The following is a 25,434-nucleotide window of genomic DNA, read 5'->3' as shown; positions in this document are numbered from 1 at the left end:
TTCACCATGGAAAGCGCCATTGCCCCCGAACTTCGTTGCCCACGCACGCGCGACCGCCGAATTGGAGAGGATTTTATCCCTTCCTTTCCAGCTTGGACCGCACGCGACGACGCACACTCTACCCAGTGCGTTATGGCATATTTCGGGGTGCAGTGGCGCACCCCGGCCCATGAAGTGGATGCGCTGATAATACTCGATGAGTTTCTGCATCTTTTCCAAGGAGAAGGCGGTGCTTTGAATGTGGAGCAAGCCCGCTTCGTTGATAAAGCCGGCTGGAACAACCTTGTAACCATCGGCTACTGGCCAACACCAGAAGCATACGAAACATGGTGGCGTACACATCAAGGATGGTGGAACGATCCTGCACGAGAAGCCAGCGATGTAGGCCTCTACCGTGAAATTTTTCTCCCGCACAAAACGCATCTAGAAACGCTTTTTAATACCAATAATGAATTTGAAGGCGTCGGGACGATACTCGGCAGCTTTAGCGACAGCCCTATTCAGGAGCACAGTTACTGGGGCGGCATGAGGGACCGATTGCCCGCTAGCCAGACAGATGAACTGCACAGCAGCGGCGAACGTCGTATTGTTGAAAAGAACGGACAGCGCCTGACCATTCTGGGCCATCAGGGAATGACCCTAATACGTTCAGGCCAAGACTGCTCGCTCATGCAAACGGCGGAGCGAGAGCTTTATTTTACACGCATTGAACCAACCCTCATTCAGGGCATGAACTTTCTGCGCGATGAGGGCCTCGCCATTGGCTGCTACTTTAACCGCTTCATGCGGATCTGCGCTGACCGCGGCGGAAAAGCCGAACGCAGCTTCGGCATGAGCGTCTGGCACACATTATCAGATCTTGAGCACTGGGCCGAGCATCACCCCACCCATAAAGCCATTTTCAATGAATTCCTGACCGTTGTTCAGGCCCTTAAAGGACAACTTGAACTCCGAGTATTCCACGAAGTCGCGGTGCTACATTCAGACAATCAGATTTTTGAGTATATAGGGTGCCACCCGGAGACCGGCATGCTTAACGGCTTAGTGGCAACGTCGTGACAGAATGAGCATAAATGGCTCAAGCTCATGCGTTTAAACGCCGTAGATCCCTTTGTAAGACGCCCTAAGAGACTGAAAAGGGTTTTCTCGTCCCTTATAAAGAAGGTACTCTTCAATCACGGCAGGCTCGGTTTTGAGCCTTTCTAGGCTGAAGGACAGTCTCTCCAATCTTCAGCAGTACTGTTGTTCGTTTCTTACTCTAAACGCGAACAACAGAACCACCTCTGTTAAGGGTAGATTTACGCTTTATCTACGCCATCCTTTAACTTGTCGATTCCGCGATTTACAGCAGACTTGACGTCACCCTTTGCTTGCTCTGCTTGGCCCTTGAGGTCCTGCGCAGCGCCTTCAGCCTGATGCTCGTCACTTCCAGTTAACTTGCCAATCTCTTCCTTGACGGTTCCGACCGCTTGATTGACGGTACCGCTGATTTTGTCAGTAAGTGCGCTCATGTTTCGTCTCTTTGCTAAATCCAGACCAAATCACTCTCGTCCGGCCTGAAGAATGTGACACACCTGTTGAAACGCAAAAGAGCACACAAAGTCGCTAAGCAACCTACGATTTCAGTTGTTGCAAGCAATGAGAGTGCCCAGAAGCACATTCCGGACACTCTTTCTAAACGCAATCATCTAATAATTATAAATCGATGAAATGCCGTCAGAAAATCTCAACGTGTGAGCGAAACCCTAACATTGCTGCGTCTCGTAAATTTTGTTGGCCGTTGGGGTGTAAGTAATACTGGAAATCTGGCTGTATGGTTACAGCACGCCCAACTCTGAAAGTGTAATACGCTTCGAATACAAAAGCGTTACGCTGAATACCAGTTGCGTTAAACGGCAAGGACTGACCTGTCTGAAGAAAACGCTCTTCGGCACGTTGCACCCCTTCCGCGATTTTTGTCCAAGATGCAGCAACCCCGATAGAGTCAGCCGGACGCCAACGCCAGAAGCCACGCGTCACTAATCCACCATAATATTGCTGCTGCCTTAAAGAGATGGTGGGATCATTGACCAGCGCGCCCGCCATCACACTCACACCCGCCTTTTCGTCACGACCACGAAAGGCGATAATGCGCTGGTCGGCTAACATCCAAACAGACCAAGCCCCACGCCGGCCGCCAGCCGAGAACGTCCCAGCACCGAGTTCCGCACTTTGCTGTGTTGCATATGGGCGGTAGCGCCTGACGTTCTCGATTGATACGCCTATCTTGTAATGTCCGGTAAGACGTTTATGTGAACCGAAACTCGGCTCCCATCCAGTTTCAATCGGGAAAACCTGCCCAGCGATATTGGCGCCGTTCAATGTCCAGCCGGAGCGGTTCTGCTGAACACCGTAAAGGCCATCTTCTGTAAAATAAACACCCGCTTGAATGTACACCCCTGACACTGGCCGCACACGCACGCGTGTCGCCCAAACAGACACTGGCCAAGTCGTCGCGTAAGCACTGTCTCCCGCTGCTCGCGGGCGCCCGCAAAAAGAATTATTAACGAAATTACAAAACATCGTGCTGGTCGCGAAATCGGAAAGCTGCGCCATTCGCCCTGCCGCTATCGACAAACGATCTTGCAGCAAATGTTCTTCGAAATAGCCCATAACGAAACGGACAACGACGTTACCACCGCCACCGTAAGTCTCAGAGCTATGTGCCAGCCAGTCCCCGAACATCCGGTTAGCTGGCGTGCCATAACGGCCCACTACGACAAAACGGCTCCCTAATCCTTTAATGCCTGCAAGCCGGGACCAATCGGTCGTGACTGATACAGCATATTGCCCAGCATTGCTCGATCCCTGGCGCAGATTTGGTATTCCGGGGGTCGGTTTGGTAATGGCCCCCATGAATTCGTTAATGTTATCAAAAACGACCAGAAGGCCGTGGCGCTGCAGCCAATTTTTATCATCCGTGACCCAAGGGAACAGCGCCGAAGAATTACTGGGGCCACTGTTCAGCTTAACAGTCAGAAGCTCTCGCTTGGACTTATGCCCGTCGTTGTGGTCCACATCTTCAGCGTTTTGCTGGGAGACCAACTTGGTAGAGCTGTCACTATCCGCCATCGCGTCCTCCGGTGCGAAGACAGCAACGCACAAAACAAGAGTCATCACTAAGGCGTGTCGGATATTATGGGTGGTCAGCAAGCTCATAGCACGAGCGGTACCAGACGGAACGGCTGTCGCAAAGTAAAAATCAGGCTCAATTTTCAGGCTTCGGTACCGGATCGTTTCACACGATACATTCGGACGCATACACGCAGCATTTTTGCGATCAAACAGAAATACAACGACATCGTTATCGTGGCTATTCATCCCAGAAAGCGGGGCCATGTACCACGGCGAACGCTCTCTTTACCATCGCTCTCTCAAACATCCCTAGGTTAATAAGAGAGCGGCCGGTAAGGCACTCTGCGCGCTGCCGTCAATGCGTAAGCTGTCGTAACATTAAGCCAGAGCGATCAACCCTAACCTGTCGGAACGGCTTCCCTCATCGTTCCCCAGCACACGCAGCCTGAGGTTGTGACCCGGTTTTGTACCACCTTATAAATTTTAATTTCGTAAGATTCTGACAGCATAGAGATAATATTTCCGTTTGAAACTGATTTAAACGAAATATAGAAATTCATTTTCTATTATTTTATTTTTATTATTTATATTAAAATCAGTTTTTTTATGTAATTATTTTGTGTTATTTATACAACTAACAGTTTTTTATCGGTAACAACCTTTAGTAAGTATAGACAAGGTTATGTTTTCGAAACATTGCGGTTAACGTCAATAACAGATATTCAAATGTGAGCCACCGTAATGACACTTTACCGACGCAGGGGATTGTTGCTTTGCGCTTCTGTTCTCGCCATGGGAACGGTTTCTGCCGCAGCTGCACAAAACGTCACTCATACGCATCATCGTGCTTCAACTCACCGTACGGCACGCAAAGCTCCTGTTAAAGCAGCATCTCCCGCCACAGCAACGCGGGTTGCCAGCCCTTCAGTCTCCACGGCTGTTGCAGCACCCGTAACACTGTCCGGCGCGACCCGTCGTAGAGCCCTAACCGCGATTGATGCCAGCCAGTCCGAAAACGTTGTCGTCACAGGATCTGCGTTAAGTACATCCAACAACCAGAATGCGAACCCGGTACAAATCATTACCAGTAAGCAAATCGAGCAAACGGGCGCCACCACACTCGGGGACTATCTCCAGCGTCTGCCATCCATCGGGTCTTCAGGAACGACCAACAGCCAAACGAACGGAACCGGCGGCGCGTCCTGTACAGACCTAAGAAACCTGGGGCAAAACCGCGTCCTAGTATTGGTTGATGGCAAACGCGCCGCCATTAACGGCAATAATAGCTGCTTCGACATGAACACGATCAACGTTCATCAAGTCGCCAGCGTCGAAATTCTAAAAGATGGCGGATCAGAACTCTACGGAGCAGATGCTGTTTCCGGCGTTATTAACATTAAGCTCAAACACAATCTCAGCGACGGAAACCTCACAATCCGTGGAGGTATTACAGGCGTTGGTGACGGCCAGACAGGTATGATTTCCGGCTATAAAGGCTGGAATTTTGACCATGAGCGCGGGAACGTAACCATCACCGGCTCCTACATGACGCAAAGCGGCATCAAACAAAGCAGCCGAGCATGGGCTAATCCGGTCCAGTCCAACAATCCGGCCAACGCATCCAGCGTACGGTTTGGTTCGTCAGTCCCAACTGCTGGGCGCTTCATCACAAGCGATGGTGATTATATCGCCACAGGCAGTGGTGGCGTCCGTGACTTCACTTCGGCTGACCGCTACAATTATGGTCAGAACCAAAGCCTCACCAACTCCTTGACCAATGCCACGCTTGGTTTTGATGCTCATTACGATATTAACGAGCACTTCACACCGTACTTGAACTTCAACTACTCACACCGCAACTCGTCCACAACGATGGCCCCGATGCCTGTCTCCGGCAGCATTTATCCATCCACGCTGCCATCGTCGCTCTATATCCCAGCCAACGATCCGGATAACCCCACCGGTGAGGATGCGTATATGTACAAGCGCATGGCTGAGTGGGGCAACCGCCGCAGCGAGACAGCATCCGATACCTATACCGGTATTGCAGGCGTTAAGGGCGCCATCACGCACGGCTGGAACTATGACCTCTCCTATTCCTACGGGTGGAACCAGGTCATGCAGCAGGTCTCCGGCGTTGGTAACTACGCGAAGCTTCTACAAACATACGGCCTGCGTCAGGTAGACCCTTCAAGCTCTGACAGTGCGTTGGTCTATGATCCATCCGTCTGTAATGCAGCTGCTGGTTGCGTACTGTCCAATCCGTTTGAAAAGCTCTCCTCTGCGGCTGCCGCTTATTCAAACTACACCTCGCACGACCACTACTACTACCAATTGCGCGACCTGAACCTGCGTATCAACAATAACCACGTCGCTCACATGCCATGGAATCACGGCGGCGACCTTGGCATTGCGCTGGGAATGGAGCACCGCGGCGAACAGCTTGCGTATCATCCAGATGCGCTGGTTGAATCAGGCCAAACGCTTACAAACTCAGCCTCTTACACAGGTGGTGGCTTCAACGTTACCGAAGGCTACCTTGAGGGGAAGGCAACACTTCTGCACAATGCTTTGCTGGCAAAAGACCTGACGATTGACGCGCAGGGCCGATACTCAGACTATAACACGTTTGGTGGCGCAAAAAACTGGAAAGCCTCAATCAACTGGGCACCGATAGAAGATATTCGCTTCCGCGCCACGCTGGGAACCTCGTACCGCCAGCCCAACGTTTATGAGATGTATGGTGGCCAGTCGCTAGGCTACGCCTCAGCAACAGATCCCTGCGATTCCGTTCAAGCTGCAACTTACGGCGCACAATCGGCAAAAGTTGCCGCAGCCTGCGCAAAGCAAGGCATTAACACATCAACCTTCTCCTCCAGCTATTCCAGCCAGACGCCAACACTTTACGGCGGCAATAGCCACCTGAAGCCGGAAACAGGTCGCACATATACGATTGGTACAGTGATTACGCCGCACTGGATCCCCGGCCTATCTGCATCCGTAGAGTACTGGCATTACACGCTTAAAAATATGATTTCTTACCTGAGCACCCAGTATATTATGGACCAATGCTATACTGGCCAGAACACAAACTATTGCAGCTACATCAACCGTAATTCCAGCACTGGTCAGATTAATTCCGTAACCGCCACCTACGCCAATATCGGCGGGCTAAAAACCAGCGGTATCGATTTTGACCTCGACTATCATATCCGTGTTACCCGACATGACGTACTGACGCTCTCAAACAACTTCCAGCAGCTCGTTAGCTATCTGCAGCAAAACGAGATTGGTGGTCAGTGGTACAACTATGCGGGACGCATGATGTATCAATCTGGCTACGGCATGCCGCGCGTCCGTGATTATGCAACCGTTGGTTGGCAGCATGGCGCCGTGGGCGTTACGTACATGATGAACTACATCGGCGGAATGCGCTGGAACGATGGCACCACAGACCTGACCCGCGCTAACGGTTATGGTCGTGTCAGCACACCGGGCGTTTTCTCACACGACGTGACAGTCACCTACCGACTGAACAACTGGAACTTCCAGGGCGGTGTGAACAACATCTTTAAAAAGAACCCACCATTCGTCGCAAGCGGGACGGATAACAGCGCTGCGGCCCTGTATGGCAATCTTTATCTCGGGCGCTACATCTTCCTGCAAGCCGGAGTGAATTTTTAAAAAGGTCTATTGCTCAGGGAGGCCTTCCTAGCGTCACCGCAAAGTGTGTTAGACACCGCGTCAGTACAACTTAACGAGGTGATTTCCACACTTTGCACTCCAGCCGCACACCTAGCGCTGGAGATGCTCAAATCCTCCCGGAAATAGAACCAACACGCTGAATACCCCTTCAACGCCCCTTCATGTGGTAGCGGCGTTGAAGGAGTTTCACCCTAATGGGGCCGGGTCATTTAGTAGTTTACGCGTGCAATAAACCCGAAATTACGTGGCTGGGTAACATAAGCATACCAAGCTCCATTCCCGCTCACCCCACTGCCCTGCACTACTTGGCTAATGCGCCGTTCATCCGTAGCGTTGTTGATAAAGCCGCTTACGTCCCAGCGCCCTTGGTGGTCCCGCAGACCAAAGTTTACATTAAGCGTGCCGTATCCGGGCACCCATCCATAAACCGAATTATTGGCTGACGTATTTTCTCGGGTATTATAATTATAACTCCCCCCTAAATACGCATCCGCTAGGCTACGTCCAATTTTACCCACAGTATGATAATACTGCGCTGAAGCTGAGAAGGCCCAGCGTGGCACAAATGGAACTTGCGTATGTGCCAAACTATAAATTCCTGACGTCACAACTTCCGGTGGGGCAACTGTCGAGTACTCCAAAAACTGTGCGTCATTATACGAAGCAGAAAGCGTCGTTATAAGATTGGGTAGAGGGCTGTAATGCACGTCCGCCTCCGCCCCGCGTATGCGTACTTTTGGCGCACTGCTCAAGTAAGACAGCAAGGATCCCTGAAACTCCCGCACGGCAGTAACCTGATAGTTGTGGTCATTCGTCTGATATAAAGCGCCGGCAAAGAGCAAACGCCCCTGCAAAGCCGTTAGCTTTGTGCCCACCTCAAATGCATCATCCGTTTCTTTACCGACGTTTGGAGACACTGCACCGCTTGCAATTTGCTGGACCGATAGCGGCGTCAAATTCAGTCCCCCTGATTTTCCACCACGGGCATAACGCCCATAAAGCATGAGGTTCTGCGTCACATGGTACTGCAGAGCGATTTGCCCCGTCACGAAACCATTATCCAAATGCCCAGAAAAACCACTATTGGCCCCGTAGACATTCCATATTTTCTGAGCGGTCGTCAGTGGAGTTATGGCTGATGAATATGAAGCTGGGATAACCTGCCACTGTGCGAAACTTCCAGTTTTCACACCGTAATTGTAACGTACCCCCGTCACTACATCGAACTGCTTGGATAAATGCCAAGTCCCATCGGTGTATAATGCATAGTAATTTGTAGTCGGTTGAGCATAACTGCGTACGTTATAGCCATTCAGGGCATTCCCCGCCTGCGCGGCCGTTACGCCCGCCACGGGGGAAGCTGAAGTTCCGTAGCCCAGCCAAGTTCCCGCGTCAGAGCCATAAGCCTGATCCCCTGCCACCGCGTTTTCTTGCCACAAATAATAAGCCCCAAGGCGGTAATCGAGCAATTTTCCCCAGTGGTTAACAAAACGGAACTCTTGGCTGAATTGCCTTTGATTAACCTTGATGTTGGTGTTCGTCTGAGCATTGACGCCATTAAGATCACCATCATTTAACGGCCACCAATTCCACGCACGATAAGCCGTAATGGACGACAAAACAAAACCCGCATGGTGCCAATTAGCCTGCGCCGATAACCCCATATCTTCCTGATTTGCTTGGCTTAAGGAATCACGGTTTATCGTATAGGGCGTATCTGACGGCTCCACCGGTGTATAATGGGACCACGCTGCCCTTTGCAGCAAGTTCCCACCGATGACCGTACCATCCGTCTTTTGAGTAGTGATCTTATACAAACTCCCTGAGCAGCAGTTTTCCCTCAAATGGTTATAATCACCAATTACACGCACATCTATTTCATCAGTCGGGCGGTACAATACCTGCGCTCTTACCGAGCGGTTCGTAACGCCATTAATATCCCCCCACCGGACAGATTACGCACCCAACCACTATAAGCGTAGCCTAGAGCATCAACACGGACAGCAAGCTTATCGCGTATGAGCGGCGTCGATAGCCCAACAGCCCAGCGGTTATAATTGTAATTCCCAGCGCCCGCCTCAGCACTCACATGGCGGGTATTTAAGTCTGGGGCTGTCGTGGTGATTTCTATTGCGCCGGCAGTCGTCACCATACCGCCAGTCGTCCCGGATGGGCCGCGTAAAACAGTTATGCCGTTTAGCCCCGGCAAATCAGACATCGCGGTTGCTGGACGTGGGCGATAAACACCGTCAACGTAAACAGCTACACCACCTTCAATACCATCCGTTGCCCCCGTTCCAGCTGCACCCAGCCCGCGAATATTGATGGCCGAAACGCGTGGATTGGCGATGTTGAACTGCACTGTTGGCAGCAAACGCGTTGCCTGCGTTAAATTTGTTATATGCTCCGCCTTCAACTGCCGGGCATCAACCCGGGTTGCAGCTTGCGGGACGTTTTGCAGCTCCCGCGTTTTACGATCAATCGTATGCGCCGCACGCTGTTTGGCACTAGCCGTAACGCTGATTTGCTCGACACGATGTGACGCATCGACAGTTTTTTTCGCGGCATAGGCAAGCTGAAAAGACGCCAATGTGGTCGCTGCTAAGAGCGTGTATTTTTTCATAATAAATATGTCACTATCTGCCGAAGGAAATTGCGTTTTGTCAGGTCAAGATTGCGTCTCAGATAGGACAGATCATTGAAGCATCTCTATTTGGGAAAAAAACAGGCCTGCAACCAAGCGCCTTGATTGCAGGAAACTGGCCGTTCAGTGGGTGGTTAGCGGGATGCTCTCAAGCCCATCTAGGCCTACCGGCGTCTCACCCTCTACGGTACTACGGCGCAGCAAACGCGGTTCAGAGCCGTAATCGTTGATCGCGCGGTGTTGCGTTGCGCGATTATCCCAAATCGCAACATCACCCGGCTGCCAACTCCAGCGCACGATATTATCTTGGGAAACGACATGTTCTTGTAAAAGCTCAAAGATGCGCCGGCTGTCACGCAGACTCACACCTTGGAATTTTTTAACAAAATGCCCGAGTAGTAGTGTTCGCTCGCCAGTTTCCGGGTGAATACGAACAACAGGATGTTCTGTCTCGTAATTCTCACGCGTGAAAACACCATGATACTCTAAGGCTTTTGCACTCACCGTCGCGCGGCTTGAAGCGTAATCATACGTATTCGTATGCACAGCACGCAACGACTCTGCTAGGCGCTTTAGAGGTTCAGGCAGGTTCTCATAAGCTGCCGTCGTATTCGCCCAAACCGTATCGCCCCCTGCTTCTGGGGTAACGACGGCGCGTAAAAGGGAAAGCTTCGGGTAGTTAGGCTGAAACGTCATGTCTGAGTGCCAGCTATCAGCCCGAGCACCCTGTTTGCTGTCTACCGAAAAAAGCGCGCGCGTTCCTTCCGCAGACGGAACAGTCGGGTGCGGTACTACCGTACCAAAGCGCTGCGCAAAAACTTCCTGCTCCTCATCCCCCAAATGGTTTTGATTCCGAAAGAATAAAACTTTGTGACGGTTCAGAGCCTGCTTGATTTCAGTAAATGTTACCTCATCCAAATCAGCGCTGAGGCGTACACCCTGAACTTCTGCGCCCAATGCCCCTGCAACGCGGCGTATCTTCAAGGAAGAAGCAACACGTGCGGCATTTGGTTCTAGTGTTTCTGACATGAGAACAAACTCCTTGAAAAAATGAATAAAAGGGACGAGATCAGCGCCTTTACGCCGACTTCCAGCGCGTCAAACTGCTTTCCACACGCTGCAGAAGAAAGTTCACACCACCGCCTATGACGGACAGTACGAAGATGGCCGCGTACATTTGCGGAATATCGAAATCGAGTTGGGCGGCATTCACCAAGTATCCAAGCCCTGCACGGGCTCCGACCATTTCGGCTGCGACCAGCACCAGCAGTGCCGCCGCAGAAGCAAGGCGTACCCCTGTAAAAATACTGGGCAAAGACGCCGGAAGAATGACCCGCAAAAACAATCCTTGGCGGCTCAAGCCCATGGACCGGCCTGCTTTCAGCCATAACGGGTCCACGCCTTGAACTCCGTTAATCGTACCTAAAAAGATTGGCCAAACTGCTGCGTAAAATACCATCGCCACTTTGGATGACTGGCCAATTCCCAGAAGCAACGTAAATACGGGCAAAAGAGCCAACGCTGACGTATTGCGCAAAATTTCCAGCACAGGGCCGATCGTCTCACGCAGGGCCTTTGATGTACCGACAAACAAGCCCGCCGGTATTCCCAGCAAAAGCGCAAGAGCCAAACCCGGCAACACACGTGAAAGACTGGACGAAGTATGCAGCCAGAGCTGCCCATTACTCGCCATCTGCCATAAAGCGGCAAGAACCTTTGATAACGGAGGGACAAAAAGCGGGTCCAGCACGCCGATTTCTGGCAAAGCCTGCCACAAAACAAGCAACGCCAGGATACCCAAAAGCCCTCGCCATACTTTTCTGGATGGCACTTTTGGTAGGCTCAGATGTCTTTTACGCTGCGCCTCACCGTGTACATCAGCGGCATCATCATAGGTCGTGGTGTTCATGCCAAACCTCCACGATGCAGGGCATGGCTTGGCGCTAAACTAGCACGTATGTAATGGCGTAGAGATACGTATTCTGCCGATGCGCGGACCGTATCGATGTCACTATCCGCAGCAAACGGTAAGTCCAAAACATCCACAACGCGCCCCGGTGAGGCCCCAAGAATGGCAATACGCTGGCCCAGCAGCAGCGCTTCATCAATGTCGTGCGTAATAAACATAATGGTCATGCCCGTACGCCGCCACAAACTCCGCAATTCGCTTTGCAGCGTTTCTCGGCTTTGCGCATCCAATGCGCCAAATGGCTCGTCCATGAGCAATACCTTCGGCTCAACCGAAAGTGCGCGCGCAATAGCAACGCGCTGCTTCATACCGCCTGAGAGCTGATGCGGATAACGATCCGCAATATGGCTCAAGCCAACCAAACTTAAGGCCTGATCTGCTTTACTTTTTTGCTCACGCCGCTCAATTCCCGCGGCATCAAGCGCAAGCACAATGTTCTCACGCGCGGTTTTCCACGGGAATAAAGCGTAGTTTTGAAAGACTACCGCCCTATCCGGGCCCGGCCCCACGACGGAACGCCCATCCAGTAAGACTTGTCCCTCCGTCGGTGAGGAAAGCCCCGCAGCCAAGTCCAGCAAGGTTGATTTACCGCTCCCGCTTGGACCGACAACAACCAGAAACTCACCATTTTGGAGCGTAAGATTTAAATGCTCCAAAACGATAGTGGAACATGTCTCTTTTGCACTGGGGGGAAAAGACTTCGTTACCGCGTCAAAGCGGAGCTTCGGATGAGCAAGACTTGGTGTCGGCACGATTCCTCTTCCTTTCTTTGTGCAATTTAAATATTACTCTTGTGTTATGTTGATATCTCATAATGATATGAGTCAAGGTAAATTAGATAAATAACGAAAGAAAAATATGCTTATGGATTATACAACTATTAAAAGGCGTAAATTTATAGGCCTCTTGAGCGCCCCTTTCTTGGTCCGAAAAGCCTCGGCATACGGCTTGGACCCTGCACAAAAGGGGGTATTGCGCTATCAAGGATGGGCTGGAACGGTACTCGCCGCTGAACTCGCTGAAGCCCTCGGGTACTTGGGGCCGCTCAAATTGCAATGGGTCGGCAACACTGCAAGTGGCCCGGTGGATTTGCAGGCTGCAACGACGGGAGATACAGAATTTGCGAGTGCTTTTAATGGTCCTATCATGAAAATGATTGGGGCGGGAGCACAGGTTAAAGCCGTCTACGCTTATGGTGGAGCCGCACCAAATGAGTGCACAGGCATCCTTGTGCGTAATGATTCCCCAATCAAAACTGCACGTGATTTGATTGGCCGCTCCATAGCCATCAACACCTTACGCGCCCAACAAGAATGCTTTGTAGACCAATACCTTCTTGCTGCTGGCTTGAGCCAGGAAGAAATCGAACAAGTAACCCTTGTCGCTGTCCCCCTCCTCTCATGGAAGCAGCCCTCAGGCATCAGCGCGTCGATGCAGCGGTGTTATCAACGTTTTTCCGTGATACAGCATTGGCGCGCGGGGCGTTGCGCGAGCTCAGCACCGATATTGCACTGTACGGCCCTGCTAATCTGGACAGCGTCATACTGCGCGACAGCTACCTTCGAGACCACCCGGACGATGCTGCCCTTTTTGTACAGGCAAGCGCGCGCGCAATTCACTGGTCACAAACAAACCCGCGCGCTGAAGTGATAGCTCTCATGACGCGCATCATTCAGTCACGCAAACGCGGCGAAAGTATTCTCCCCACACAGTACTGGCAAAATTCAAGCGTCGTTACAGCTGGTGGTTATATTACGGAACAGGATTTCGCGCGGTTTCAACCTTGGTATGGCTGGCGGGGCGATACGCACACAGCGTCCCTCAATACCAAAACTCTTTTCACAAACGCCTTCAACCCTTACGCAAAAGGTTAATCTCATGCCCAATTTTACAAAAAGACGCCATTTCCTCGCCGGTGCGACAAGCCTGAGCTTGAGTGCTTTTGTTCCCCCGCTACACGCTGCAGATGTGAAACGGCCTAACATTGTTTTTATACTAGCGGATGATCTCGGCTACGCAGATGTCTCCTGCCTAGGCAATCCCGGCTTTACCACCCCCGCTATTGATCGTATCGCAGCCGGAGGCATCAAACTAAAGCGGGCATATGCCAATTCCGCAGTTTGCTCCGCCACTCGCACAGCCCTTATCACAGGCCGCTATCAGGACCGCTTAGCATGCGGCTTGGAAGAACCCATTGCTTTCTCAGCACGGAAAGACCTTGGCCTGCCACCGGGACTACCTACACTCCCAGAACAGCTGCGCCGTAGTGGTTATCAAACCGCGCTTGTCGGAAAATGGCATCTTGGCTCTCCTCCTAACTTCGGACCACTGAAAAGCGGCTATGAACATTTTTACGGTTTTAGTGGTGGCGCCGCTGATTATTTCACCCACCAAGCCAAGCCCGGCCATGACCAATTTTACGACGATGCAAACCTCACACATGACCACGGCTACCTGACGACACTGCTCGGAAATCGTGCCACGCAATTGCTGGAAGAATTCTCTACACACCAGAAACCTTTCTTTTTAAGCCTCCATTTCAACGCCCCTCATTGGCCATGGGAAGGCCCGGGAGACGAAGCTGAATCCAAGCGGATTAAAGGCAATATCGGTGACTTTGATGGTGGAACTCAGGAAACCTACGGCCGCATGGTTAAAGCCATGGATGACGAGATCGGCCGTGTTCTTGCAACACTTGACCGCCTAGGCATCAGCGATAACACCCTCGTAGTTTTCACCAGCGATAACGGCGGTGAGCGCTTCTCTGACATTTGGCCATTTACCGGCATGAAGGGCGAGTTACTCGAAGGTGGGCTACGTGTACCCGCTGTCATACGCTGGCCCGGCGTTATTCAACCGGGCAGCGAAAGCGAGCAAGCAGTTATAACAATGGATTGGCTCCCAACCTTCCTCGCTGCCGCAGGCGTCACGCCCGATCAAAGTTTCGCCCCTGATGGGCGTGATATTGGGCCCTTTTTGCGCGATCCAGCAAAACGCGAAGATCGGACATTCTCTTGGCGCTACAAAAAGAACGATCAACACGCACAAACGGAAGGGCACTATAAGTACCTTAAAATTGGCTCAAATGAATTTCTGTTCGATGTCGTCGCAGATCCGCGAGAACGCGCAAACCTAAAAGCACGCTTCCCGGAAATCTTTGAGAAGCTCCGCAGCGACTGGGCTCAATGGAATGCCCAAATGCTTCCCTTCCCTGAAAAAAGCTATAGCTGGGGGGCTGATGGCAAACACTTTGCCGACCACTACGGCGTGCCAGCGGATGACCTATAAACCCAATTAGCGGCACAGACCTTTGCGGTGCCTCTGCCAGCATGCACCGCAACGTTGTTCAGCCCCATAACCCAAGGGGCCAACCGTGCGGCTTATAAATCGCCAGTCAACCAACGTGGCGGGCGGATACCGTCACACGTCAAGATGCCACCTGTTTCAAGCCGGGGCGCCCCCGTGATACCCGGCGCAGACAACGGTAAGCCTCTCAAGCTCCGCACCGCCAAATATCCAAAGCACTCTGCTTCCAGCGCATCCCCATCCCAGCCTAAGGCCTCAACGGAACGAACAGGCGCGCCTAACCCTTCCGCCAGACCCGCCATAAGCATGGGGTTCCTGCGCCCACCTCCGCACACATACCAAGCCTTCGGGGCCGCTGGCAGAATAGTGCGTTTCACAGCCTCAACCGTAAACGCCGTTAAAGTCGCTGCTCCATCTTGTACCGACAGGCCCTCCACCGCATGCAGAGCATGGGCAAAACTTTGCCGGTCTAACGATTTTGGGGGCGACTTAACGAAAAAAGGTGCATCCAACAAATGCTCAACAATTGAGGTATGCACACTGCCTGCTGCTGCCAAAGCGCCATCTCTATCGTACGGCACACCCGTATGACGCATGGCCCAGTCATCAATCAAAGCATTACCCGGCCCAGTATCACACGCAACAATTTGGCCATCTGCCCCGATAAACGTCACATTCGCAACGCCACCAATGTTCAACACTGCGATTGGCCCGGCATGCTCGCTCAAAAGTGCCGCATGATACCACGGCGCAAGCGGCGCCCCTTCTCCGCCTGAACGAACATCCTGACGACGAAAATCGTGAATAACCGGCAGACCTGTCTCGCGCGATAGCTTTGCCGCATCACCGATTTGCCAAGTCCGCCCCTCAGCCGGTGCATGGAAAATGGTCTGACCATGAAAACCGATTAAATCCACCCGGCCATCAATTTGCCCCCGCAGCGCTTCTACCGCATCAATGTGCCGGGCCGTCAAAGCCTGCTCGACTTCACACACCTGCGGATCATCAGCGGCCATTGAAGCCGCACACTCTAACAATTCCCGCGCCTTCGCACGTAACTCAGGGGCGTAAGGCAAGCTCAAAGACGGACCGCGCCATGAAACCTTTTCACCACAGGTTTCAATAATCGCCGCATCGACCCCATCCAACGAGGTACCACTCATCAGGCCGATCACACGCAATGACTGCACCATGCCTTTTCACGCCACCTTTAATCGCAACACTGTTCACACCCAGACAATACTTGCCTGGACGCGACCAAAACTCAAAAATCAGAGGATGTTTTTGCCTTCAATGCGTTCAGTGCGAGCCTCAAATCGCCCTGCGCTTCGCTTAAAGCCATTTCTGCCGTCTCCAGCGTCAAACCGTGACGGAGCAGCACTGCGCGTTTGACGTTCTTACCTGCACCTTTCAGGGCATCCTTGATGTCTGCTTCAGTGCCACCTGCCAATGTCCGCACCATACTTTCGGCTCGTTTTTCCAACTTCGCATTCACCACACGCATGTCGACCATCAAACCGCGATATGCATGGCCCAAGCGTATCATCAGCGTCGTAGAAAGCAGGTTCAGTGCAGACTTCTGGGCCGTACCCGCTTTTAGGCGGGTTGAACCGGCAACAACTTCAGGCCCCGTAACAATCGCAACAGGATATTCTGCCTCGCGCAGCAAGCGCCCCTCGGCGTTGCACGCAATGCCAACAGTCATTGCACCGGCCGCACGGGCAGCAGCAATAGCAGCACAGGTATAAGGCGTACCCCCACTCGCTGCGATGCCAAACACGACGTCATTTCCTGTTGGCTGATGAGCCATAATTTCGTCTCGGGCCGTTTCTTCTTGGTCCTCCGCCCCTTCTGCAGCTTGGAAAAGCGCCCCCGCCCCACCTGCAAGGAGCAGAACCAAACGCTCGGGCGGCAAACCAAAAGTCGGCGTCAGCTCCACGCCATCCTGCATCCCGATGCGACCGGACGTTCCTGCGCCAACGTAAAACAAACGCCCACCGCGCTGTAATCCAGGCAAAGCCGTGTCAACAATTTTCTCGAGTTGAGGCACTGCAGCACGAACCAGTGCAGTCGCTGTCATTTGGGCTTCAGCAAGCGCATCCAGTATGGCCCCCGTCGGCCAAACGTCAATATCCGCATAGCGTGGATCGTGGCGCTCAGTACCTGTTACAGAAAGGCTTTCGGTCATGGCTGTGATGGACTTTCTTACTAAATTTTATCTGAATCTAGGTCGATCTTGGGTCGTTTCGCCAATTTTGTCGATAACCAAGCAACAGGAAACATCGTGAACACGCCCAGCGGGACCAACCACGGGAAAGCAATTTTAAAGCCCCACAACTGTGACGCTCCCATAAAAGCTGCCATTCCAATAAGCCCAGCCCATAACCCTTTTAGAACATCGCCTGCCGTCGCGGTTGGTACGCACATCCCATACAAAAAAGCCCCTAACGTAGGACCGTAAGACCAACCCGCGACAGTCAACCCAATGATAACGGCGGAGCGGTCAGAATGCCCCAACAACAACGCGCAAAATACCAAAGCAAAAGCCCAAAAAACCGTTGCATATCGCGCTGCTACGAGCGCGCCACCGCGCGGATGCAGCGCCTTCGTTAGTTTTTTAAGCAGGGCGCCGGGTTTTTCACCAAAATCCGTTAGCAAAACACCTGCCATCGCATTCAACGTCGAGGACAAAGACCCCATCGTCGCGCTCAGCACACCTGCCACAAGTAGCCCAGCACAACCTGCGGGCAGCCCTGTGGCTATAAAGTGCGGGAATAGATCATCTGATTTCAAACCCAACGCGCTTAGCGGGACACCCCCGTGAACCAACCATAACTGCACCCCAATCAGGGACAGAACCCCAAACAACCCACCAACCAAAACCGCACTGCCAATCAACGCAGCCCGCGCTGAACGCAAACTTCCAGCCGCAAGTAACCGCTGTACAAGGAGTTGGTCGGTTCCGTGTGATGCAACCGTTAAAATGGTTCCGCCAACCACAGCCGCGAGAGGTGTGAACGGATCTGAGAGCACGTGATGTGTGTGGTGGAATAAGGATAAATGACCCGAGGCAGAAGCCAGCGCCCAATCACCTCTCGAGATTTTCGGCCATAACAGACCGACACAAAACACGGCTCCGACAGCATATAATACAAGCTGAATTACATCCGACCAAACTACCGCCCTCAAACCACCAAAGAGCGTGTATACGAGTGTCGCAGCCATAATGATGCACAAAAGGCTTACCTGATTTACCGCAATACCCGCCTGCCCCATGAGCCAGACCAATGGCAGCATTCCTGCCAACAAACGCACACTTTCAGCGACAAGTCTGGTGGCTAAGAACGCACCAGATGCAACATGCTGCACTTTAGAGCCAAATCTTTCGCCCAAATACTGATAAGCACTTGTCATTGCTCCGCGTGCGTAGAGCGGCAAAAACCAAAGTGCGACAATGCCACGACCAATAAAATAGCCGACCGCCAAACCTACAAAGACAAGACCATCCGTGTAACCAATACCGGGAACACTAATAAACGTTAACGTCGATGTTTCAGTCGCAACAAGCGATAAGCAGATTGCCCACCAAGGCAGATCGTGATGGGCTGACAAAAAATCCTGAGCGCTGCCCCTACGTGATAAAATAATTGTCACGCAGGGCAAAAGAACGAGATAAGCACAAATAATAAGAATATCAGTAAGATGCATGTGCCGCTCTCGGGGATGTTCCTACGAAAGACTATTTTATAGGGGACGGCAAAGCAATTTATTTTCTTTCCAAAACAAGCTCCCGAAAATAGCCGCACATAAATTCTACTGCGCAACGCCCGCTGCACAATTGGGAGCGGTAATCACCCAAAGTCAACGTGTTATCCGCTTTTGGACGACAGCCTTTCTAATATCAGGCGACCCGACAAGCCATGCATTAGCACTGAGAATGCACCGACATTTTTCTGGGTATCCACTTAAAAAACCAGCGATAAAACCTTAAACGACTAGCACTTGCAGAGCATCACTTTACGGCTGCGGTACTGATCCTTTGACTGTAATCCCGCCGAACTCATCGCAGGATCACGTATCGCAGTTGCCCCCATATGGCTGCATAAAATAGCGCTAAAGCATGCTGCGCTTGCTAACTTTAGGCCCCTTAGCTCCTCTAGCCCGAGGACTTTTTATCTTGTTTGTGCCAATAAAAACCGTAACTTCCAATAACCCCGTAGGCAACCAAAGCAATAAGACTAAACGCCGCTTGGAAACCTATGCTGTGGCTCAGCAATATCCATGCTTGCGGCAATAATGCGCCCCCGCAAATTGCCATGATCAGGACCGATGATGCGAATGCCGCCGCTGAACCAGAATTCCTGATCGCCAAAGGGAATAGGGTCGGCCAAATCATGGCATTGGCAAAGCCCAAAAAAGCCACCAACAAGACGGACGTATATCCGCCGGTCATCCATGCACTCAAGGCCAACACCGTCCCTAAAGCACAGGTCATGACCATATAGACCTCCTGAGCCAAAAACCTCGGAGACACAATAATGCCGGAGATATAACCTAAAAGCATTGAGGCCAATGTCGCTGACGTCAAAAACTTAGTCTGATCAATCGGCAAGCCAAAGCTACGGCCGTATGTTCCGATCGCATCCCCTGCCATAACTTCAACGCCGACATACATAAAGAGCGCCATCGCACCAAAAAGCACTCTGCCTGAGAGCTTCTTTGTGTCTTTTTCAATCGAAGCTCCCTCTTTTCGACTTGCCTGCAGCTCAGGTAGCGGGGCACGCGCCACAACAAGCGCAGTCAGCACTAATAATCCCGCTAAACCCAGATATGGCCCAAACAAACCATATGTAAAATGCGCGATGATTGCATGCCTATGGTCAGGGGAAATATCCTGAGAAAGCTCCGCAGACACATGGCTTATGTCGTGCATAACCAGCGTACCAAGAACGAGTGGAGCTAATATGCCCGCAAACTTATTGCATATACCCATGATGGCAATGCGTTGCGCTGCGCGCTCCGGCGCGCCAAGCAAGCTCACATAGGGGTTGATCGTCACCTGCAAGAGCGCAAGCCCTGCTCCCAAAATGAACAAGCCGACAAGAGCGGCATCGTAAACCTGCCACGAAATAAAACGTGCGAACGTCAGAATGCCCTGCGCCATGATCAACAGGGCCAACACCATACCGCGCTTCATCCCACACCGTTCCGCCACCCAAGACGCAGGAAGCGCGAACACAACGTAAGACAGGTAGAAGGCAGCAGGCACAAGAAACGCACGAAAATCGCTAATATGGAAAGCGATCTGCACAAAAGTAATAAGCGGGCCGTTTGCCCACGTCACAAATCCGACAACAAAAAACAAAAGTGCCATCAGCCCCAAAGGCCATAATGGCGCCTTCGGCTGCAAAGACATATTGGTCATGCTTGATACTGCCTTATTAAGCCAGATAATTCCGGATCATATTTCATTTGCCACTCTATGGCCTCTCGCTGGCCTCTCGCTGGCCAAGTTCTGACGCAGCGCCCTGATCAAGCACTACAATGCATTTTGCATGTAATTGTAAGGCCGAACCCGGCATAGATGCGCTCAACGCTCCTTCAACACTTTGCGCTACGGCGCGTGCCTTGGCGCTCCCCGTCGCTACAAGCAAAATGGATCTTGCCTCAAGAATAGTTCCTATACCCATTGTAATCGCTTGCTTCGGGACATTGTTATAATCGCCACCGAACATTTTAGCATTCTGCTCCAAGGTCGCTTTAGCCAAAGCTACCACGCGGGTACGTGTGCTCAATCCGGATAGCGGTTCGTTAAAACCAATGTGACCATTTTCTCCTATCCCTAAGAGTTGCATATCCACACCACCACTTGCCGCGAGTGCCACATCGTACTCTGCTGCTGCTTGTTCGGGGTCATGCGCTGCACCCTTGGGGAGCCTCCCTTTATTTGCCTCTATACCAATTGTGCTAAATAGATTTTCCCGCATGTAATAATGGTATGATCTGGGATCTTCTTCCGACAGCCCCACATATTCGTCCAAATTAAAACTACTGATATTAGAAAGTTCAGCAATACCACCTTTATGCCGGGCGCATAGTTCAGCGTAAATTGCTTCCATCGTTCTCCCCGTTGCCAAGCCAAGAACAGCTTGCGGATTGCGCCGGACTTCCTGCACTATAATATCTGCTACAGCGCAACTGACAGCTCTAGCATCAGGCAGAATAACAATTTTCATCTTCGCCTTCCCCTGTCACGCGTAGAGCCCACCTGCACTCAACGGACGCCATCACATTACACGATCAAAATATTTTCTAAGTTTTCGAAAGATGCTGCCCCGCAGCCCAAACTTATGCTGCGAAGTATTGTAATCATGACTGCACGAACCCTAAAGTAGGTCAAAGCCAAATTAGCGGTAGCGCATGGTACAATGTAGAAAAAAAATGGCCTCACCTGCCTTTTCTTGAGAAGCCTGCCTACAAAGTCGTGCCGTCACACACAGAGAGATCAACCCACGCATGCAAGCCCGCATTCTATGCGCCGATATCGGTGGATCATTTATCGATTTTGCGGTTCTTGATCACAGGAATGCTCTCGCTAACCGTAGAAAAGAGCCTACCCCCACCCGCGATTTTAATGCGTTTTTGAACTGCCTGCACTCCATGGCCGCTCCCTATCCCGGCGTGCCTTTACATATTGCCATGGCCGGAACGCAAGAGCCCAAAACTGGCGCACTCACCACGGCTAATATTCCCTGCATGGACGGGACAAGCTTTGCATCTCTATTAAACTCACACCTAAAACGCACAGTGCGCGTAGCTAATGACGCTGACTGCTTTGTTATGGGAGAAGCCCATTTTGGGGTCGCCCGCGGGCATGACAATGTTTTCGGCATCATCCTTGGTACCGGCGTTGGTGGCGGTATGATCTGGAAAGGCCAACTCATTCTTGGCGGCGGTGGCGTATCGGGCGAATGGGGCCATGCCCCGATTATTCCTCACCTGCCTGACCTCCCCAACGCTACCCCTTGTTTTCCTTGTGGTTGCGGCCAAAAAGGATGCCTAGACACTTTCGGTAGTGCGCGAGGGCTGGAACGTCTTCATCTCTGGAATGGCTTTGCCCCATGCGACAGCCACTCTATCGTTGCCGCTTGGGAAGCGGGAGAAAACGACGCCACAAAAACGATAGACGTATACTTGAACTACACATCTGCAGCCCTTGCACTCGTGATAAACACTACGGGCGCAACCATCATTCCCGTTGGCGGCGGCCTTTCTAATGCACATAAACTGGTAAGTGCCCTTGATCATGCCGTACGCAAACGCATTTTGCACCAGCAAGATGCCCCGCTTGTTGTTCCCGGTACCCTAGGGCCTGACGCAGCTTTGCTTGGTGCATCCGCACTGACTTGAATCATCTCCCACCGCGTAAATAGTCCACCCCGGAGCAACCATGTATATTGACGGCCACATCCTCACTCCAAGCGGCATCCAACCAGGGCAAATTACGCTTCGTGACGGACTGATCTCAAGCTTTGAACCAAAAACGCATGTGCCTGATCGTTACATTCTACCAGGCTTTATCGATCTTCACGTCCATGGAGGTGGCGGAGCAGACGCAATGGATGGCGCAAATGCCGTCACACAAATGGCACGCTTCCATCTCACCCACGGCACAACAACCCTTTACCCCACGACAATCACACGCCCTTGGGCAGAAGTTATGGATGCCCTACGCGGCATCCAACACGTAACCCAATATGGCATCCCAAACGGCCCCAGCATTCCTGGCGCCCATTTAGAGGGACCATTCATCAACCCGCAGCGACTGGGTGCCCAACCACCATTTGCAATTCCTCCCAGTCATCAGGAATTGTGTGATATTTTCGCGCTCAATGTCGTACGTCTGACGACGCTGGCGCCTGAATGCTGCAGCGACGACGCAATTTCAGCCATGGCCCAACAAGGCATTCGCTTGAGCATCGGCCACACATGCGCAACCTGCGAACAGTGCCAGCACATGATGCGCACCGCACGCGCCTCCGGCGGCGTCATTGGCGGCACACATCTCTTTAACGCAATGCCAGAATTAAGAGGGCGTGACCCCGGTCCCGTTGGTGCCCTTTTGGCCGATGAAGACGCCTTTATGGAAATCATATTCGACACACACCATGTCCACCCTGCCAGCTTTGCCGCAATACGCAAAGCGGCGCAAAAACGCCTGATTCTGATCACGGATGCAATGCGCGCTACGGGTTTGGCAGATGGTATAAGCTCTTTAGGAGGGCAAGATGTACTTGTAAAAGACGGTATTGCCCGAATGGGGGCAGATGGATGCGGAAGTTTGGCAGGCAGCGTCCTGACACTCGACAAAGCCCTGAAGAACGCCTGCACACACGGTGGTGCCACACTCCACGAAGCATCAGACATGCTCTCAGCGACGCCCGCAAAATACATGGGCCTGACAGATCGCGGCAGCCTTCTACCCGGCAAAAGAGCTGACATTGTCAGCATCACCCCGGACTACGATATTCAAAATATTTGGTGTGCAGGAACCCAGTGCGCATAGCTCGCTCGGCCCTGTGCCAAAGTTTTAGAATTGCCGTTTTTATGTTGATTTCGACATAAATAACTTGCTGCTTTTATACGCGTTTGGATTTCCGTATAGAGCTGGAATCCGCCGAAAAACTAACTTAGCAACAAAGCCAATGTGATATTATCCTTCGAGCGCCGCGACACAGCGGTTTCGTCCGCTTTGTTTCGCCTCATAGAGTGCGTGATCCGCGCGACGCAGGGCATCGGCCATCTCCTCGCCTTTCACTACGGTTGTCAGACCGATGCTGACCGAAAGGGCCATTCGGCTCGTGGAATGCGGAATAGGTACACTCAGGGCAGCAACCGACAGGCGCATACTTTCGCAAATCAGCCGCGCAGGCTCGCCGGTACAGCCGGGCAGAAGCAAGACGAATTCCTCTCCCCCGATCCGGGCCGTAACTGAAGCGGAAGGACCCGTCGCTCTCAATTTCTCAGCGACTAGACACAGCACTGCGTCACCGCTCTCATGGCCGAGACGGTCGTTGATGCGCTTGAAGTGGTCTAAATCAACAAGCGCGATGGAGAGAGGAGGCGGATTGGTCCCGCTGGTCAGCCGCTGAAAGGTTTCCGTGACCGAGCGGCGATTGGGCAGGTTCGTGAGTAGGTCAATCCGGGCCTGAGTGTGGTTCATCTGGACGAGGGATTGCTGCACGAGGAGCAAAATAAGGAGGCCGGCCGCGACAAGGAGGATACCGCCACTCGCCTGCGAGCATACCGCGTAGAAAGAAGTGAGATAGTGAATTTCGATGCCGTCCGTCCCCGTATAGCCGCCGATAAGGGGTTTGGCGACAAACTGGATGGCAGAGATGATGAAGACGATGACAAGCGCGTTAGCCATCGTCGATTTCGGTACATTGCGCGCCGTCGCCAAGGCGCATAGGGCCATGTTAGCTGCATAAAACGACTGAAAGATTAATTCGTGCAGCGTCCAGCTCCGCGGGGTGCTGGGGATAAACGCGTAGAAAAGCACACCCGGTATGACAACCGCCGCGAAAGCGCGCCACATGGGTGGCCCGCCATGGACGATTGCGAGGGCGGGTGCCATGAGGCCGGTGCCGACAAGGAAAGCGCAGGCAGAGAAGACGGCCATCATGTGCTCGTCGGCACCGAACAGGGTTGCAAGAAGAAACGCTGGTTCCAAAACGCCTATGCCATAGCTTAGCGCCACCCAGCGGACTCTGCGCGCTGAGGGATTAAGGAGTGTGATCACGAAGAAACTGACCGCAAGCATAGACGCGATCAGGGCATTCATGAGCAAAGGGAAAACAGTTTTGGCGAGCATCTTGGTATGATCTTGGAGTAAATTTTTATTACATTAAAATGGTTTTATTTTAATGATCATATCACAAAAGTGACGTTTCATTAGGCTTCTGTGGTTGCCGCTTGGAATGCAAGAAGTTTCTGATCCTGATGTGCAAGTGATCGATTACGGTCTTCTCTCGGGTCTTTGAGCGCGGCATTTACAAAAGCCGCTAGCCGATCTGGTGATCTGCGGATTGGGTCCAAATCTCTGTTCCGTATTTAAAAACGCTGAGCCCTTGGCTGGTATTCTGGATCCGGATCGGTTCGATCATACGCTCATACAGGTCGTCTCTTTCTCACATCCTCCTTTAACCAGTTCTCCTTATTACGGCTGAGGTCCACTCATCCCGCAACAGTCAGAACCGGGTCCCAATAATTCTCGTGTTTCGCCAACATGCCCCAGATCGTTCGGGCCATTTTATTAGCCTGCGCAACCGCGACGAACATACACGGTCTGCAGGCCATTATCCGGGCCAGCTAAAAGCCTGAAACAGAAGGTTTGGGCCCTGCCCAGCCTCGCGACATTGTCCCTACGGTCAGCAATCGCCAAGTGCCAGCCCGACCGGCTTTTGAAACCCGCTCAAGCCTTTCCTCGACGTCAGAAAGACCGATACTCGCAATGCTTTTCAGCAAGCACTGCTTTAAACAATAAAGTATCTTATTTTTCAAATAAGCTGTTAACGTACAGCGTAAACGCACCAAATTTTGGTGGAGCCAGACGGGATCGAACCGACGACCTCCTGAATGCCATCCAGGCGCTCTCCCAGCTGAGCTATGGCCCCTTACCGTTGCAACCTTCCGG

General features: G+C 52.2%; 20 protein-coding genes and 1 tRNA gene. 7 read left to right on the top strand and 14 right to left on the bottom strand.

Going from position 1 to position 25,434, the window contains the following annotated elements:
• Positions 1 to 6: 6 nt before the first annotated feature.
• The gene (locus D5366_RS08230) at positions 7 to 1,059 is read left to right on the top strand and encodes a phenylacetaldoxime dehydratase family protein (protein ID WP_141493064.1); all 1,053 of its coding nucleotides are present in this window, start codon (positions 7 to 9) and stop codon (positions 1,057 to 1,059) included.
• A gap of 239 nt (positions 1,060 to 1,298) precedes the next feature.
• Here the strand turns inward: D5366_RS08230 and D5366_RS08225 are convergent, their stop codons facing one another.
• Both D5366_RS08225 and D5366_RS08220 read right to left on the bottom strand, forming a co-directional pair.
• Positions 1,299 to 1,511: a CsbD family protein gene (locus D5366_RS08225; protein WP_141493063.1), complete on the bottom strand. Its 213-nt coding sequence runs from the start codon at positions 1,509 to 1,511 to the stop codon at positions 1,299 to 1,301.
• 205 nt (positions 1,512 to 1,716) lie between these two features.
• Positions 1,717 to 3,360: a carbohydrate porin gene (locus tag D5366_RS08220; RefSeq protein ID WP_170211063.1), complete on the bottom strand. Its 1,644-nt coding sequence runs from the start codon at positions 3,358 to 3,360 to the stop codon at positions 1,717 to 1,719.
• Between the two features lie 495 nt (positions 3,361 to 3,855).
• On the opposite strand from D5366_RS08220, the gene D5366_RS08215 reads away from it, so the two are divergent.
• Positions 3,856 to 6,798, top strand: coding sequence for a TonB-dependent receptor plug domain-containing protein (locus tag D5366_RS08215; protein ID WP_141493061.1), 2,943 nt, complete (start codon positions 3,856 to 3,858; stop codon positions 6,796 to 6,798).
• Between the two features lie 230 nt (positions 6,799 to 7,028).
• Here D5366_RS08215 and D5366_RS08210 read toward each other — a convergent pair whose 3' ends face one another.
• The 5 genes from D5366_RS08210 to D5366_RS08195 form a co-directional block, all read right to left on the bottom strand.
• Complete coding sequence (locus D5366_RS08210) at positions 7,029 to 8,717, bottom strand: TonB-dependent receptor domain-containing protein (RefSeq protein ID WP_240775222.1); 1,689 nt, start codon at positions 8,715 to 8,717, stop codon at positions 7,029 to 7,031.
• Between the two features lie 11 nt (positions 8,718 to 8,728).
• Positions 8,729 to 9,442, bottom strand: a complete 714-nt coding sequence (locus tag D5366_RS12015) for a TonB-dependent receptor plug domain-containing protein (protein ID WP_240775221.1) — start codon at positions 9,440 to 9,442, stop codon at positions 8,729 to 8,731.
• 144 nt (positions 9,443 to 9,586) lie between these two features.
• Complete coding sequence (locus D5366_RS08205; RefSeq protein ID WP_141493060.1) at positions 9,587 to 10,492, bottom strand: TauD/TfdA dioxygenase family protein; 906 nt, start codon at positions 10,490 to 10,492, stop codon at positions 9,587 to 9,589.
• Positions 10,493 to 10,541: 49 nt separating this feature from the next.
• A complete protein-coding gene (locus tag D5366_RS08200; RefSeq protein ID WP_141493059.1) occupies positions 10,542 to 11,372 on the bottom strand; it encodes an ABC transporter permease in 831 nt (276 codons plus the stop codon).
• The gene (locus tag D5366_RS08195; protein ID WP_141493058.1) at positions 11,369 to 12,184 is read right to left on the bottom strand and encodes an ABC transporter ATP-binding protein; all 816 of its coding nucleotides are present in this window, start codon (positions 12,182 to 12,184) and stop codon (positions 11,369 to 11,371) included. Before D5366_RS08195 ends, D5366_RS08200 begins: the two co-directional genes overlap by 4 nt.
• Before the next feature lie 112 nt (positions 12,185 to 12,296).
• Between D5366_RS08195 and D5366_RS08190 the strand changes: the two genes are divergently transcribed.
• Genes D5366_RS08190 through D5366_RS08180 form a run of 3 tightly spaced genes read left to right on the top strand, consistent with a single transcriptional unit; the run spans position 12,297 to position 14,720 of the window.
• On the top strand, positions 12,297 to 13,082 hold the full coding sequence (locus tag D5366_RS08190) for an ABC transporter substrate-binding protein (protein WP_170211062.1): 786 nt from the start codon (positions 12,297 to 12,299) through the stop codon (positions 13,080 to 13,082).
• A gap of 8 nt (positions 13,083 to 13,090) precedes the next feature.
• The gene (locus D5366_RS08185) at positions 13,091 to 13,306 is read left to right on the top strand and encodes a hypothetical protein (RefSeq protein ID WP_141493056.1); all 216 of its coding nucleotides are present in this window, start codon (positions 13,091 to 13,093) and stop codon (positions 13,304 to 13,306) included.
• 4 nt (positions 13,307 to 13,310) lie between these two features.
• Complete coding sequence (locus D5366_RS08180) at positions 13,311 to 14,720, top strand: sulfatase family protein (protein ID WP_141493055.1); 1,410 nt, start codon at positions 13,311 to 13,313, stop codon at positions 14,718 to 14,720.
• A gap of 92 nt (positions 14,721 to 14,812) precedes the next feature.
• Here the strand turns inward: D5366_RS08180 and D5366_RS08175 are convergent, their stop codons facing one another.
• The 5 genes from D5366_RS08175 to nagB form a co-directional block, all read right to left on the bottom strand.
• Positions 14,813 to 15,931, bottom strand: coding sequence for an anhydro-N-acetylmuramic acid kinase (locus D5366_RS08175; RefSeq protein WP_141493054.1), 1,119 nt, complete (start codon positions 15,929 to 15,931; stop codon positions 14,813 to 14,815).
• Positions 15,932 to 16,002: 71 nt separating this feature from the next.
• Positions 16,003 to 16,926, bottom strand: coding sequence for an N-acetylmuramic acid 6-phosphate etherase (locus D5366_RS08170; protein ID WP_141493053.1), 924 nt, complete (start codon positions 16,924 to 16,926; stop codon positions 16,003 to 16,005).
• 20 nt (positions 16,927 to 16,946) lie between these two features.
• Positions 16,947 to 18,446: a sodium:solute symporter gene (locus D5366_RS08165; protein ID WP_141493052.1), complete on the bottom strand. Its 1,500-nt coding sequence runs from the start codon at positions 18,444 to 18,446 to the stop codon at positions 16,947 to 16,949.
• 448 nt (positions 18,447 to 18,894) lie between these two features.
• Positions 18,895 to 20,163, bottom strand: coding sequence for a glucose/galactose MFS transporter (gene gluP / locus D5366_RS08160; RefSeq protein ID WP_141493051.1), 1,269 nt, complete (start codon positions 20,161 to 20,163; stop codon positions 18,895 to 18,897).
• Positions 20,164 to 20,218: 55 nt separating this feature from the next.
• Positions 20,219 to 20,974: a glucosamine-6-phosphate deaminase gene (gene nagB, locus D5366_RS08155; protein WP_141493050.1), complete on the bottom strand. Its 756-nt coding sequence runs from the start codon at positions 20,972 to 20,974 to the stop codon at positions 20,219 to 20,221.
• Positions 20,975 to 21,254: 280 nt separating this feature from the next.
• Here nagB and D5366_RS08150 point away from each other — a divergent pair, with 280 nt between their 5' ends.
• Both D5366_RS08150 and nagA read left to right on the top strand, forming a co-directional pair.
• Positions 21,255 to 22,148, top strand: a complete 894-nt coding sequence (locus D5366_RS08150) for an ROK family protein (RefSeq protein WP_141493049.1) — start codon at positions 21,255 to 21,257, stop codon at positions 22,146 to 22,148.
• A 40-nt stretch (positions 22,149 to 22,188) separates the two neighbouring features.
• A complete protein-coding gene (gene nagA / locus D5366_RS08145) occupies positions 22,189 to 23,304 on the top strand; it encodes an N-acetylglucosamine-6-phosphate deacetylase (protein ID WP_141493048.1) in 1,116 nt (371 codons plus the stop codon).
• A gap of 147 nt (positions 23,305 to 23,451) precedes the next feature.
• Here nagA and D5366_RS08140 read toward each other — a convergent pair whose 3' ends face one another.
• Positions 23,452 to 24,612, bottom strand: coding sequence for a GGDEF domain-containing protein (locus tag D5366_RS08140; protein WP_141493047.1), 1,161 nt, complete (start codon positions 24,610 to 24,612; stop codon positions 23,452 to 23,454).
• Between the two features lie 726 nt (positions 24,613 to 25,338).
• Positions 25,339 to 25,414: transfer RNA gene (locus D5366_RS08135), tRNA-Ala, on the bottom strand.
• Positions 25,415 to 25,434 lie beyond the last annotated feature (20 nt).

It is taken from the genome of Neokomagataea tanensis, assembly GCF_006542335.1.
GTDB classification, from domain to species: Bacteria; Pseudomonadota; Alphaproteobacteria; order Acetobacterales; family Acetobacteraceae; genus Gluconobacter; species Gluconobacter tanensis.
The sequence above is the reverse complement of the archived record's forward strand: the minus strand, read 5'-3'. Positions and strand labels throughout refer to the sequence as shown.

What these genes read in the sequence shown, in the direction of transcription:
- D5366_RS12015 (WP_240775221.1), bottom strand. Translation starts at nt 9,442, where the DNA reads ATGAAAAAATACACGCTCTTAGCAGCGACCACATTGGCGTCTTTTCAG.
- D5366_RS08185 (WP_141493056.1), top strand. Translation starts at nt 13,091, where the DNA reads ATGACGCGCATCATTCAGTCACGCAAACGCGGCGAAAGTATTCTCCCC.
- D5366_RS08165 (WP_141493052.1), bottom strand. Translation starts at nt 18,446, where the DNA reads ATGCATCTTACTGATATTCTTATTATTTGTGCTTATCTCGTTCTTTTG.
- D5366_RS08215 (WP_141493061.1), top strand. Translation starts at nt 3,856, where the DNA reads ATGACACTTTACCGACGCAGGGGATTGTTGCTTTGCGCTTCTGTTCTC.
- D5366_RS08180 (WP_141493055.1), top strand. Translation starts at nt 13,311, where the DNA reads ATGCCCAATTTTACAAAAAGACGCCATTTCCTCGCCGGTGCGACAAGC.
- D5366_RS08150 (WP_141493049.1), top strand. Translation starts at nt 21,255, where the DNA reads ATGCAAGCCCGCATTCTATGCGCCGATATCGGTGGATCATTTATCGAT.
- D5366_RS08175 (WP_141493054.1), bottom strand. Translation starts at nt 15,931, where the DNA reads ATGGTGCAGTCATTGCGTGTGATCGGCCTGATGAGTGGTACCTCGTTG.
- D5366_RS08205 (WP_141493060.1), bottom strand. Translation starts at nt 10,492, where the DNA reads ATGTCAGAAACACTAGAACCAAATGCCGCACGTGTTGCTTCTTCCTTG.
- D5366_RS08170 (WP_141493053.1), bottom strand. Translation starts at nt 16,926, where the DNA reads ATGACCGAAAGCCTTTCTGTAACAGGTACTGAGCGCCACGATCCACGC.
- nagB (WP_141493050.1), bottom strand. Translation starts at nt 20,974, where the DNA reads ATGAAAATTGTTATTCTGCCTGATGCTAGAGCTGTCAGTTGCGCTGTA.
- D5366_RS08190 (WP_170211062.1), top strand. Translation starts at nt 12,297, where the DNA reads ATGGATTATACAACTATTAAAAGGCGTAAATTTATAGGCCTCTTGAGC.
- D5366_RS08220 (WP_170211063.1), bottom strand. Translation starts at nt 3,360, where the DNA reads ATGAATAGCCACGATAACGATGTCGTTGTATTTCTGTTTGATCGCAAA.
- D5366_RS08225 (WP_141493063.1), bottom strand. Translation starts at nt 1,511, where the DNA reads ATGAGCGCACTTACTGACAAAATCAGCGGTACCGTCAATCAAGCGGTC.
- nagA (WP_141493048.1), top strand. Translation starts at nt 22,189, where the DNA reads ATGTATATTGACGGCCACATCCTCACTCCAAGCGGCATCCAACCAGGG.
- D5366_RS08140 (WP_141493047.1), bottom strand. Translation starts at nt 24,612, where the DNA reads ATGCTCGCCAAAACTGTTTTCCCTTTGCTCATGAATGCCCTGATCGCG.
- D5366_RS08230 (WP_141493064.1), top strand. Translation starts at nt 7, where the DNA reads ATGGAAAGCGCCATTGCCCCCGAACTTCGTTGCCCACGCACGCGCGAC.
- D5366_RS08200 (WP_141493059.1), bottom strand. Translation starts at nt 11,372, where the DNA reads ATGAACACCACGACCTATGATGATGCCGCTGATGTACACGGTGAGGCG.
- gluP (WP_141493051.1), bottom strand. Translation starts at nt 20,163, where the DNA reads ATGACCAATATGTCTTTGCAGCCGAAGGCGCCATTATGGCCTTTGGGG.